Source organism: Edwardsiella tarda ATCC 15947 = NBRC 105688 (genome assembly GCF_003113495.2).
Lineage (GTDB): Bacteria > Pseudomonadota > Gammaproteobacteria > Enterobacterales > Enterobacteriaceae > Edwardsiella > Edwardsiella tarda.
The window spans coordinates 546,522-558,624 of record NZ_CP084506.1 but is presented as its reverse complement, the minus strand read 5'-3'; the positions used below and the strand labels follow the sequence as shown (position 1 = coordinate 558,624).

Annotated in this window: 12 protein-coding genes and 1 other RNA gene; 4 read left to right on the top strand and 9 right to left on the bottom strand. The window is 57.8% G+C overall.

Annotated elements, in window-relative coordinates:
- Positions 1 to 63 precede the first annotated feature (63 nt).
- On the bottom strand, positions 64 to 633 hold the full coding sequence (locus DCL27_RS02600) for a YecA/YgfB family protein (protein WP_035596558.1): 570 nt from the start codon (positions 631 to 633) through the stop codon (positions 64 to 66).
- Between the two features lie 177 nt (positions 634 to 810).
- Here DCL27_RS02600 and zapA point away from each other — a divergent pair, with 177 nt between their 5' ends.
- The 3 genes from zapA to DCL27_RS02585 all read left to right on the top strand — a co-directional run bounded on the left by zapA (position 811) and on the right by DCL27_RS02585 (position 2,114).
- Positions 811 to 1,140, top strand: a complete 330-nt coding sequence (zapA, locus tag DCL27_RS02595) for a cell division protein ZapA (RefSeq protein ID WP_005282128.1) — start codon at positions 811 to 813, stop codon at positions 1,138 to 1,140.
- A gap of 99 nt (positions 1,141 to 1,239) precedes the next feature.
- A non-coding RNA gene (gene ssrS, locus DCL27_RS02590) (6S RNA) lies at positions 1,240 to 1,421 on the top strand.
- A gap of 33 nt (positions 1,422 to 1,454) precedes the next feature.
- On the top strand, positions 1,455 to 2,114 hold the full coding sequence (locus DCL27_RS02585; protein ID WP_035596555.1) for a 5-formyltetrahydrofolate cyclo-ligase: 660 nt from the start codon (positions 1,455 to 1,457) through the stop codon (positions 2,112 to 2,114).
- 37 nt (positions 2,115 to 2,151) lie between these two features.
- On the opposite strand, the gene serA is transcribed toward DCL27_RS02585, so the two are convergent.
- Positions 2,152 to 3,390 carry a phosphoglycerate dehydrogenase gene (gene serA, locus DCL27_RS02580; RefSeq protein ID WP_035596552.1) on the bottom strand — a complete coding sequence of 413 codons (1,239 nt, stop codon included), beginning with the start codon at positions 3,388 to 3,390 and terminating at the stop codon, positions 2,152 to 2,154.
- Between the two features lie 294 nt (positions 3,391 to 3,684).
- Positions 3,685 to 4,344, bottom strand: coding sequence for a ribose-5-phosphate isomerase RpiA (rpiA, locus tag DCL27_RS02575; RefSeq protein WP_005282135.1), 660 nt, complete (start codon positions 4,342 to 4,344; stop codon positions 3,685 to 3,687).
- 307 nt (positions 4,345 to 4,651) lie between these two features.
- Here rpiA and DCL27_RS02570 point away from each other — a divergent pair, with 307 nt between their 5' ends.
- On the top strand, positions 4,652 to 5,545 hold the full coding sequence (locus DCL27_RS02570; protein ID WP_005282136.1) for a LysR family transcriptional regulator ArgP: 894 nt from the start codon (positions 4,652 to 4,654) through the stop codon (positions 5,543 to 5,545).
- A gap of 101 nt (positions 5,546 to 5,646) precedes the next feature.
- Here DCL27_RS02570 and DCL27_RS02565 read toward each other — a convergent pair whose 3' ends face one another.
- The 6 genes from DCL27_RS02565 to epd form a co-directional block, all read right to left on the bottom strand.
- Positions 5,647 to 6,366 carry an oxidative stress defense protein gene (locus DCL27_RS02565; RefSeq protein WP_005296335.1) on the bottom strand — a complete coding sequence of 240 codons (720 nt, stop codon included), beginning with the start codon at positions 6,364 to 6,366 and terminating at the stop codon, positions 5,647 to 5,649.
- A gap of 151 nt (positions 6,367 to 6,517) precedes the next feature.
- The gene (gene argO / locus DCL27_RS02560) at positions 6,518 to 7,135 is read right to left on the bottom strand and encodes an arginine exporter ArgO (protein ID WP_005282141.1); all 618 of its coding nucleotides are present in this window, start codon (positions 7,133 to 7,135) and stop codon (positions 6,518 to 6,520) included.
- Between the two features lie 158 nt (positions 7,136 to 7,293).
- Positions 7,294 to 8,160 (bottom strand): small-conductance mechanosensitive channel MscS, encoded by an 867-nt coding sequence (gene mscS, locus DCL27_RS02555; protein ID WP_005282142.1) that lies wholly within the window; start codon positions 8,158 to 8,160, stop codon positions 7,294 to 7,296.
- Positions 8,161 to 8,419: 259 nt separating this feature from the next.
- Positions 8,420 to 9,496, bottom strand: a complete 1,077-nt coding sequence (gene fbaA / locus DCL27_RS02550) for a class II fructose-bisphosphate aldolase (RefSeq protein WP_005296332.1) — start codon at positions 9,494 to 9,496, stop codon at positions 8,420 to 8,422.
- 111 nt (positions 9,497 to 9,607) lie between these two features.
- Positions 9,608 to 10,771, bottom strand: coding sequence for a phosphoglycerate kinase (gene pgk / locus DCL27_RS02545; RefSeq protein ID WP_228594469.1), 1,164 nt, complete (start codon positions 10,769 to 10,771; stop codon positions 9,608 to 9,610).
- A gap of 57 nt (positions 10,772 to 10,828) precedes the next feature.
- A complete protein-coding gene (gene epd / locus DCL27_RS02540; RefSeq protein ID WP_035596549.1) occupies positions 10,829 to 11,854 on the bottom strand; it encodes an erythrose-4-phosphate dehydrogenase in 1,026 nt (341 codons plus the stop codon).
- Positions 11,855 to 12,103: the final 249 nt, after the last annotated feature.

Genomic DNA, 12,103 nt, shown 5'->3' with positions numbered 1-12,103 from the left:
GATGAAGATCTACGCCGCGGTTACGCTGACACGCCACGGCATTGCGCCGTGGCGGCGAGGAGATTAGTGCAGTTGAGGCTGTGCCGGCGCCGCATCCTGTTGGTGGAACTCACCGTGGCATAGCATGGCGGCCATACGCACATATTCGGCCACCTCCTCCAACGAGTGAGCCAGCTCCTCCTGATCCTCGTCCTCATCGTAGCCCAGTTGAGCGATGCTGCGCAGATCGTCGATCGACTCACCCACCTCGCCCTTCACCTGGCCCAACTTGGCCTGCATCATGCCCAATCCCAATAGGAAGTGGTTCACCCAGCCAGCCAAGGCATCGGCACGCACGAACACCGAGGCCTCCTCTTCTGTGGGCAGCAACAGTTGAAAAGCGAACTCGTCACCCTCTAAGGTCGCGCGCGTCTGCGCATAGAGCGCCTGTAGCGGCTGGGCGAGTGACTGGGAGAAGGCCACCCCTTCATTCGTCAGATCATGTACCAGCGTCAGCCAGCTCGCATCACGGTTGCCGCCACACAACAATCCGCTCACTAAGCCATGCATCTCGGCGGCGGTCAGTGCCACCCCCTGTTGCTGTAAGGCCTGCGTCAGTACGGCGTAATCCGCCAAGCTATTCTCTGTAGACATACGTATTGGTCATCGTTGACAGGTAAAGTTCGTGTTATGCTACCACTAAGATGAGTCGCTATACCAGAAAGGGCCGTATCGCAAGCCGAGGGCTTGTCACTGCATAGCGGGGTAGATATAGTTAGCGCCCACAGCGTTCCCGGGGGGACGCGGCGCAAAATTGAGCGGGAAGGTAGTATGTCTGCACAGCCGGTAGATATTCAAATTTTTGGCCGCGCACTGCGTGTTAATTGTCCGCCAGAACAACTGGATGCTTTGAACCAGGCCGCGGAGGATCTGAATCAGCGGTTGCAAGATCTAAAAGTTCGCACTAGAGTCACCAATACGGAACAACTGGTCTTCATTGCGGCGTTGAATGTGTGTCACGAACTGGCACAGGAGCGGTTGAAAACCCGCGATTATGCCGCCAATATGGAGCAAAGGATCCGCATGTTGCAGCAGACGATAGAGCAGGCGCTGCTGGAGCAAGGACGCATTACCGAGCGTCCCGGTACTTCTTTTGAGTAAAATTAACTTACTGATTATACAACAAAATTTACAAAGAAAAGCGTTCCATAAAGTGCAAGTTGTGTTAGTATAAACAGTAAGAAAACAGCAAGATTCCAAATTTCTCTGAGGTGTTCGTGCGCGGGCCAGTCCCCTGAGCCGATATTTCAAACCTTAAGAATGTGGCGCTCCACAACCGGTGAGCATGCTCGGTCTCCGAGAAGCCTTAAAGTTGCGACGTTACGTTCACCTTGAACCGCGGGTTCAAGGGTTACAGCCTGCTACGGCACCTCGGAGATTCCCTAATACGCCAATCCTGCCACGGAGTCGACTCCATGCCTCAGGACCTCGCGTTCACATCCCGTCACGCTTTCCGTCAACGCCAACGCGCATTGCGACGTTCGCTGTCGCCGACGCAACAACATCAAGCCGCCTTGGATCTGAAGGATCGCCTACTGGCGCTGCCCTATCTGGCCCGTCCATGTCACATCGCCCTGTATCTTCCCTTTGATGGCGAGCCCGATACGCGACCCTTGATCACCGCCCTGTGGCAACGCGGCCACCAGGTCGCCCTGCCGGTATTACACCCCTTCAGCCGTGGCCAACTGCTCTTTTTGCGTTACACGCCGGAAACGGCGATGCGCCGCAACGCGTTTGGCATCCACGAGCCCTGCCTGGATGCGACACGCGTCGTCCCCTTGGCACGGCTAGACCTGATGCTGACACCACTGGTCGCCTTCGATACCGCGGGCAACCGGCTCGGCATGGGCGGCGGTTTTTACGATCGAACCCTGGCCCATTGGCGCCCACGGCGACAACGGGGATTGGGGCCCTATCCGATTGGGATCGCACACGACTGCCAGCGTGTAGCAACCCTGCCCGTAGCCGACTGGGATGTCCCCCTGCCGGAGATCATCACGCCATCGGCGCACTACCGCTGGCCTCAGGCCGGAGCAATGGAGGACACGCCTCACGCCGCGCCCTCGCCGGGCTAACGCTGAGGCCGCCACTCCCGCGACGGCCTTAAGGGGCTTAGTATAATAAACGGGCCCGCACGGTGCCGGGGATGGCGCGCATACGCTGTAGCGCCGCTTCGGCGCGCTCGACCTCCGTCTCGACATCGATCACCACATAACCGATGGTCGGTGTCGTTTGCAGATACTGAGCGGCGATGTTCACCCCCTCCTCGGCAAAGATCTGGTTGATCGCCTTCAACATCCCGGGGCGGTTTTCATGAATATGTAGCAGGCGGCTGACATGCTCCTCATGCATCGGCAACGAAACCTGCGGGAAATTTACCGCCGACAGCGTCGAACCGTTATCGGAATACTTCGCCAGCTTACCGGCCACCTCGACCCCGATATTCTGCTGTGCCTCCTGCGTCGAGCCACCGATATGCGGCGTCAGTAACACGTTATCGAAACGGCACAGCGGTGAGGTGAAGGGATCGCTGTTGGTGGCCGGCTCCGTCGGGAAGACATCGATAGCGGCCCCGCTGAGATGGCGGCTCTCCAATGCCTGGCATAGCGCATCGATATCCACTACCGTGCCGCGTGCCGCGTTGATCAGGATTGCCCCCGGCTTCATACGCGCCAGCTCCGCCTCACCGATCATATTGCGGGTCGACGCCGTCTCCGGAACATGCAATGACACCACGTCGCTCATGTTAAGCAGCTCAGACAGATGGCGCACCTGGGTGGCATTGCCCAGCGGCAGCTTGCCTTCGATGTCATAAAAATAGACATCCATACCGATCCCTTCCGCCAAGATCCCCAATTGGGTACCGATATGGCCATAGCCGATGATCCCTAGCTTCTTGCCGCGCGCCTCATAGCAGCCAGCCGCCAGCTTGTTCCATTCGCCACGATGGGCGCGGGCATTGGCCTCGGGAATATTACGCAATAACAGTAGGATCTCTCCCAACACCATCTCCGCCACCGAGCGGGTGTTGGAGAAGGGGGCGTTAAATACCGGTATCCCACGGCGCTGTGCCGCCGCCAGATCGACCTGGTTGGTGCCGATGCAGAAGCAGCCTACCGCCACCAGCTTCTCTGCCGCGGCGAACATCTCTTCGCTCAACTGAGTCCGCGAACGCAGGCCGATAAAGTGCGCGTCACGGATCGCCTCGCACAACGCTGCGCTATCCAGCGCGCCCTTATGGTATTCGATGTTGTTATAACCGGCGGCCCGTAACACCTCGACGGCGCTTTGATGTACGCCCTCTACCAGCAAAAACTTAATCTTATCCTTATCCATAGAAACTTTGGCCATGATCTACCCTACTGTCCGAGAAAAGCGTATGTGTGTTATGCAGATGGTTTGTTTAAACTCTAGTCAACATAACAAAATTTACCTCGGCGGCAAGCCATGGCAGGAGTCGGCCTCCGACGAATGCGCACGACGGGGTAGCGAAAAGTTGCGGAAAATTTTAATAAACAACGAGCTATCAGCGGGAAAAATTGAATGGCGGCAATTCTGTGATAGATGTCACCGAATTCTCGGCGTGCAGAAAAAAATGGGTGTAGCGGCTAGGGTGCCCCATCAAACGAGGGCACCCCGACACGATCAGGCCGTCAGGGTTTTCACCCCCTCCGCGCAGCCGACCAACACCACATCGGCACCACGATTGGCAAACAGCCCCACCGTCACCACACCGGCGATGGCATTGATGGCGTTTTCCAGCTTGCAGGGCTCCATGATCTGCAGATTGTGTACATCCAGGATCACATTGCCGTTATCGGTGAGCACCCCCTGGCGGTATACCGGCTGACCACCGAGTTTCACCAGCTCTCGCGCCACGTAGGAGCGCGCCATCGGGATCACCTCGACCGGCAACGGGAAGTTACCCAGGATATCGACCTGCTTAGAAGCATCGACGATACAGACAAACTTCTTCGCCACCGCGGCGACGATCTTCTCGCGCGTCAACGCCGCGCCGCCGCCCTTGATCATCTGCATCGCGTGATTGATCTCATCCGCGCCATCCACATAGATATCCAGCGCATCCACCTCATTGAGGTCGAATACCGGGATCCCCAGGCTCTTCAGCTTGGCGGTGGAGGCATCGGAGCTAGAGACTGCGCCTTCGATCTGACCCTTCATGGTCGCCAGCGCATCAATAAAATGAGAGGCGGTGGAGCCGGTGCCAACCCCAACAATCGTACCGGGCTGCACATACTGCAATGCGGCCCAACCCACAGCTTTCTTCAATTCATCCTGCGTCATACCGTATCCTATGGACTTTGCTACGAAAACGTGTGCGTATTATAGAGCAGCGCACGAAAATACCCCACCATGGGAGCGCAAATTTACGCCCTCGTCCTGTGTTTTTCCCGTTGCACCCCCCGATTTTATCCGCGACAAGCGGAAAAATGTGGCATATTGCGGTAACGGCCACGCCGCCAGCCGCCACGCGGCGCCTGACTCGAGCCTCCCTCTCCACGAGGGGGATAGTTCGCTTGTGCCGTTTTCCAACGTGAGCAATTGCGCTTTACCGATAACAAAAAATGGATCCAAGGGGATAAAGACCATAATGAAACGCCCGGACTACCGGACCTTGCAGGCACTGGACGCTGTCATCCGCGAGCGCGGCTTCGAACGCGCGGCACAGAAACTTTGCATCACGCAGTCGGCGGTATCGCAACGCATCAAGCAACTGGAAAATCTCTTTGGTCAACCGCTGCTGGTGCGTACCGTACCGCCGCGTCCGACCGAGCAAGGACAGCGTCTCCTCGCGCTACTGCATCAGGTCGAATTGTTGGAAGAGGAGTGGCTGGGCAACGACAATAGCAGTGATGGCCCTCTGCTGCTCTCTCTGGCGGTCAACGCCGACAGTCTGGCGACCTGGTTGCTGCCAGCGCTCAAACCCGTCTTAGCCGACTCCCCGTTGCGCCTCAACCTACAGGTCGAAGACGAAAGTCGCACTCAGGAACGCCTGCGGCGTGGTGAGGTGGTCGGGGCGGTGAGTTTGCAGCCTCAGCCGCTGCCGAGTTGCCTGGTGGATCGCCTGGGCGCCTTAGACTATCTGTTCTGCGCCTCGCCCGCCTTCGCCGAGCGCTACTTCCCTAACGGAGTGACACGCTCCTCCCTGCTCAAAGCGCCGGCGGTGGCATTCGACCATCTGGACGACATGCACCAGGCCTTCCTGCAGCAAAACTTCGAGCTGCCGCCGGGGAGTGTGCCCTGCCACATCGTCAACTCCTCCGAGGCCTTCGTCCAATTGGCGCTTCAAGGCACCACCTGCTGTATGCTGCCGCACCTGCAGGTCGAGCGGGAGCTCCGCGAGGGCGTCTTAGTCGATTTGACCCCCGGGATGGTACAGCGCCGCATGCTCTATTGGCACCGTTTCGCCCCGGAGAGCCGCCTGATGCGCCGCGTCACCGATGCGCTGCTCAGCCACGGCCGTAACGTCCTGCGCCAGGACTGATCCTCCGCTTTCGGCGTCGCCATCAGGCCGAAACGGAGTTGGCATAAGCACACATAAAAAAAACGGGATCGCATGCGATCCCGTCACTCACCGACCAGTCGTTATTTATTCAGATTAAACACCACCTCGACGCGATCGTCGAAGTGAATAGTCTGTTGCTCATAAGTCTGCGCCGCCGAGGTCTGATTCGCCGAAGGGGCCGCCGCATACATGCGCGTCACCGGCTCCGGTTGGAAGTTGGAAACATGATAACGGATGCTATACACCGGCCCCAGCTTGACGCCAAAGCCCTGCGCCAGCGACTCGGCCTGGGAGATCGCATTCTTGATCGCCATCTGGCGCGCCTGCTCGCGATACACCTCCGGCTTGGCGACACCCAGCTCGACGGAGCGGATCTCGTTGAGGTTCGCCTTTAAGGCGCCATCCAGCAGGCTGTTTAACTTATCGAGCTGACGCAGTGTGACCTGCACGGTACGCACCGCGCGATAGCCCTTCAGCTGGCTCTTACCATCCTTCTGGTAATCATACTCCGGCATGGTATACAGGTTGGCGGCGCTGATATCCTGCGTCTCGATACCGTTACGCTTTAAAAAGTCGAAATATTTCGCCACGCGTTGATCAACCTGCGACTTGGCACCGGCGGCATCCTTGGCACTGGCGCTGACCTGGAAGGTCAGGGTCGCCATATCAGGAACGGCGTCGACGCTGGCGGTGCCCGACGTCACCACATGCGGACCTTCTGGCATCTCGGCCGCCTGCGCATTCAACGCTACCCCACCGACACCCATCATTGCGGCCAAGGCCAATACTGTTAGTTTCACGCTTATCCTCCGCTTTACTGCCTCATTGCCAGGGGAGTCGCCCTGCGCCACACACCGGGATAGCGTACCTCCCGGCCATTTCCCACCGCCGTAGCGGTAGACTCCCAAATAGCATAGCGCGCCAACGGCATGACGGGTATCGGATAATTGCCTACTGTGCCCATCCTTGGCGCGCCAGCTCCAGCGCGATAAACCACATTACCGCACCGACCAACAGATTGATGGCGCGTTGCGCCCGGGGACGCCGCAGCCAGGGTGCCAACCAAGCGGCCAACAGCGCCAGACTAAAGAACCACACCACCGAGGCGCTCACCGCGCCGAAGGCGAACCAGCGACGCGGCTCCGCCAACAGCTGCCCCCCCAAGCTGCCCAACACCACGAAGGTATCCAGATAGACATGCGGATTGAGCCAAGTGACGGCCAACAGGGTGACGATGATACGCCAGCGCCCCTGCTGTAATAGGCTATCGTCCCGCTCCGTCGTCGCCGGACGCCAGGCGGCTCGCCAAGCGCCCCAGCCATACCACAACAGAAAGGCCACCCCGCCCCAAGTCACCCCCTGTAACAACAGCGGCGAGCGCAATAACAGCGCACTGCCACCGAAGACACCGGCGCAGATCAGCAGCAAATCGCTCAGGGCACACAGGCTGGCAATGGTCAGATGGTGGTGACGATGGATGCCATGGTTAAGCACGAACAGATTCTGCGGTCCCAAGGGCAAAATCAGGGCCGCACCCAGGGCGAAGCCCTGAGCAAAGATGGAGAACATGATGAATATTTCCTTAAAAATTGAGCAATTAGCACAATGAGCGGATGCGAGACATCATAATCAACTGCGTAGGAGAGCGGAAATGGGGATTTCTTATCGACGATTAGGCGGGCTTATCGTTGCTGGCCAGGGCAGGCCCGGCCAGCAAGCGGGGGCGGTTACTCGGCGCGAGCCTTGCTAACCTGGCTACGGTAGAGGTGCACATCCATCTGTGGGAAGGGAATGCCGATATTATTGGCATCCAACGCGCGCTTAAAATTCTCCATCAAATCAAAATAGATGGCCCAGTAGTCGGCGTTGTTACTCCAGACACGCACCACAAAATTGAGTGAGGAGGCCGCCATCTCGTTCAAGCGAATGGTCACGCCATCGTCATGCAGAATACGCGTATCCGCCGCGACGACCTCGCCGAGCACCCGCTTCACCACATCGATATCGGCGTCATACGCCACCCCGACGGTGATATCGACGCGCCGTTTCGGTTCGCGCGAGAAGTTGATGATGTTGCCGGCGATGATCTTACCGTTAGGCACCACGATAATCTTGTTGTCCGCCGTCGCCAGGGTGGTCGAGAAGATCTGCACCTCACGCACCGTCCCCACCACGCCGCCTAAATCCACTACCTCACCGGCGCGGAACGGGCGGAACAGCACCAGCAGGACACCGGCGGCGAAGTTAGACAGCGAGCCTTGCAGCGCCAGGCCAATAGCCAAACCGGCGGCGCCGAGTACCGCGATCACCGAGGTGGTCTGAACGCCGAGACGCCCCAGGGCGGCGATAATGGTGAACGCTAAAATACCGTAACGGACCATCGCCGCCAGGAAGTGAACCACCGTCACATCCAGGCCGCGCGCCTTCAGCAAGCGGGTCAGCGTCGAAGAGATGCCACGCGCGACCAACGAACCGACGATCAGGATCACCACCGCGGCGACCAGATTGACGGCATAGCTCAACAGCAGATCCTGATTACGCAGGATCCAGCCACCGGCGTTTTGAATCCCATCTACCACATCCAATTCTTTCATCTTATTGTTTAACCTCCAATATCATTGTCTGCCCACGGCCCATTCGTCGACGGCACAGGCAAAAGCAGGCCACAGATCGCGGCCCAAAACAGCTTCAGAGTAGCTAACAATAGCGAGAGACTCCACTTTTCATTCACACTAAAAATCTGAAAATAAAAACTTATAACTACTAATTTTTATTCATCCTCGGCATAGCCGCGGCGGATGCGCCACATAAAAAAACCCCGCCTAGGCGGGGTTTCTCAACGCGTCGCGACGATTACAGTACGTCGATGCAGTTCAGTTCTTTGAACGCCAGTTCCAGACGCTCGATCATCCCGGTCTGGCCGGCACGCAGCCATACACGCGGATCGTAGTATTTCTTGTTCGGCTTATCGTCGCCTTCCGGGTTACCCAGTTGACCCTGCAGATAGCCTTCGTTCTTCTTGTAGTACTTCAGCACGCCTTCCCAGGTCGCCCACTGAGTATCGGTGTCGATATTCATCTTCACCACACCGTAGCTGACCGCTTCTTTGATCTCTGCGGCGGTTGAACCAGAACCACCGTGGAAGACGAAGTTCAGGCTGTTGTGCGGCAGGTTATGTTTCTTGGAAACATACTCCTGAGAGTTTTTCAGGATCACCGGCGTCAGCTGCACGTTGCCCGGCTTGTACACGCCGTGTACGTTACCGAAGGAGGCGGCGATGGTGAAACGCGGGCTGATCGCGTTCAGTTTGGTGTAGGCGTAATCGACATCTTCCGGCTGAGTATACAGCGCGGAGTTGTCCAGATGGCTGTTGTCCACGCCATCTTCTTCACCGCCGGTACAACCCAGTTCCAGCTCCAGGGTCATGCCGATCTTGGCCATACGTGCCAGGTACTGAGAGCAGATCTCGATGTTCTCTTCCAGAGACTCTTCAGACAAGTCGATCATGTGAGAAGAGAACAGCGGCTTACCGGTCGCGGCGAAGTGCTTCTCGCCCGCATCCAGCAGCCCGTCCAGCCACGGCAGCAGTTTCTTGGCGCAGTGGTCGGTGTGCAGGATAACCGGAACACCGTAGTGCTCGGCCATCTGATGAACATGGTGTGCACCGGCGATCGCACCGAGGATGGCCGCCTGCTGGCCTTCCAGCTTCAGCCCTTTGCCGGCGATGAAGGCAGCGCCGCCGTTAGAGAACTGAACGATGATCGGCGCGCGAACTTTAGCAGCCGCTTCCATAACCGCGTTGATGGAGTCGGTACCGACGCAGTTGACTGCCGGCAGAGCGAATTTGTTCTCTTTCGCTACCTGGAATACTTTCTGAACGTCATCGCCAGAGATGACACCCGGTTTAACAAAATCAAAGATTTTAGACATGTCTAATCGTCCTGTTTCGTGGGCGTGAGTGTTTTCCAATCGGAACAACATTACCGCGCGCCAGGGCGCGATAAAACAACGGGAGGCGCGAGGGCCTCCCGTTAACGGGTATTACTGCTTGGCGCGCTCTTCGAGCATCACCACGGCCGGCAATTTCTTGCCTTCTACGAACTCCAGGAAGGCGCCGCCGCCGGTGGAGATGTAGGAAATCTTGTCGGCGATGCCGAACAGGTCGATCGCCGCCAGCGTATCACCGCCACCCGCGATAGAGAACGCGTCGCTCTCGGCGATGGCGTTAGCCACGATTTCGGCCCCTTTACGGAAGTTCGGGAACTCGAAGACGCCGACCGGGCCGTTCCACAGGATAGTCTTCGCGTTTTTCAGGATAGCGGCCAGCTGCTCGGCAGAGGCGTCGCCCAGATCCAGAACCTGCTCATCATCTTTGATTTCGCTGACGGATTTCATGGTCGCCGGTGCGGTTTCAGAGAACTCGGTCGCCACACGTACATCGGTCGGAACCGGGATGTCGCAGGTGGTCAGCAGCTTCTTCGCTTCCGGGATCAGGTCGGCTTCGTACAGAGATTTACCCACATTGTGGCCTTCGGCCGCGATGAAGGTGTTAGCGATGCCGCCACCGACGATCAGCTGATCGGCGATCTTGGACAGGGAATCCAGCACGGTCAGCTTGGTGGAGACTTTAGAACCACCGACGATAGCGACCATCGGACGAGCCGGGTTGCTCAGGGCCTTGCCCAGCGCTTCCAGCTCACCAGACAGCAGCGGACCGGCACAGGCGATCGGCGCGAACTTGCCCACACCGTGGGTAGACGCCTGGGCGCGGTGCGCAGTACCGAAGGCATCCATCACGAAGACGTCGCACAGTGCGGCATACTTCTTAGACAGGACCTCGTCGTCCTTCTTCTCACCTTTGTTGAAACGGACGTTTTCCAGCACCACCAGCTCGCCCTGTGCGACATCGACGCCGTCCAGGTAATCTTTAGCCAGGCGTACCGGCGCGCTCAGATGATCTTTGAGGTAATTCACCACCGGCAGCAGAGAGAACGCTTCGTTGTACTCGCCTTCGGTCGGACGGCCCAGATGGGAAGTCACCATCACGCACGCACCCTGTTTCAGCGCCAGCTCAATGGTCGGCAGGGACGCACGGATACGCGCATCAGAAGTCACTTTACCGTCTTTAACCGGAACGTTAAGGTCCGCACGGATCAGGACGCGTTTACCCGCCAGATCCAAATCGGTCATCTTAATTACAGACATGGTGAATCCTCTCATTGATTCTCTAAAAGTTGCTTTAAGCTGTGTCGCCGCGCACGGCTACGACGCATTAGAAACTGCCTGAGACATCGCCAGCGTGGTATCCAACATCCGGTTGGCGAAGCCCCACTCGTTGTCACACCAGACCAACGTTTTAATCAAATGCCGACCACTCACCCGCGTCTGAGTACCGTCCACGATGGCGCTGTGCGGGTCGTGATTAAAGTCGGTCGAGACCAGCGGTAATTCTGTGTAGTCAACTATACCATGAAATGAGGTGGATGCCGCCTTTTGCAGCAAGTGGTTCACCTCGTCGACCTGCACCGCCGCCCGCACACTGACGCTGAGATCGATAGCCGTCACATTCAGTGTCGGCACCCGTACCGAGATCGCCTCGAAACGATCGCGAAACTGGGGGAGCACACGTGCGATACCCGCCGCGAGCTTGGTATCCACCGGAATAATCGAGTGGCTGGCCGCGCGAGTACGGCGTAAATCCGGGTGATAGGCATCGATCACGGGCTGATCATTCATCGAGGAGTGGATGGTGGTCACCGCCCCCGATTCAATGCCGAAGGCATCATCCAACACCTTAATCACCGGGATGATACAGTTGGTGGTACAGGAGGCATTGGAGACGATGCGATGCGCCGCCTGCAGACTCTCCTGATTCACGCCATACACTATCGTGGCATCGAGGTCATGGCCGCCGGGGTGGGAAAACAACACCTTCCCAGCCCCCGCCAGAATATGAGCTTCACCATCCGCCCGGCTGCCATAAACGCCGCTACAGTCCAGAACGACATCCACCTGCAACGCGTCCCACGGCAACGCCGCGATCTGCGGTTGATGCAACAGGCGGATACGATCGTCCCCGACCCATAACCAATCATCCTGCTGACGCACCGGCCAGGCAAAGCGGCCATGGCAGCTATCATACTGCAACAGGTGCGCCATCCCTTCCGACGCCGCTAACTCATTAATCGCGACGACCTGGATCTGCGCCCGGCGCCCAGACTCATACAACGCCCGCAGTACATTGCGACCGATGCGCCCAAAACCATTGATGGCGATACGTAAGGACATCTCACTCAATTCCTCATCCGCAAAAGAGGATCCAGAGTAATCGATGCCCGCGACATGAGGATCGCTTTATGCAGCAAAAACACCACTGTCCCCATCGATTCGTCGCCGCTTGCCCCATCAACTGAAACGCTTCAGCTAAGAATAAACCAAACCTCGGGCAAAGAAAATACGGTAGGAGAAAAGCGCGTGACTTGAGCGAGAATTTGAATAGAAACGTGCATCCCATCACAAATTTAGCGCAAAAGTGGG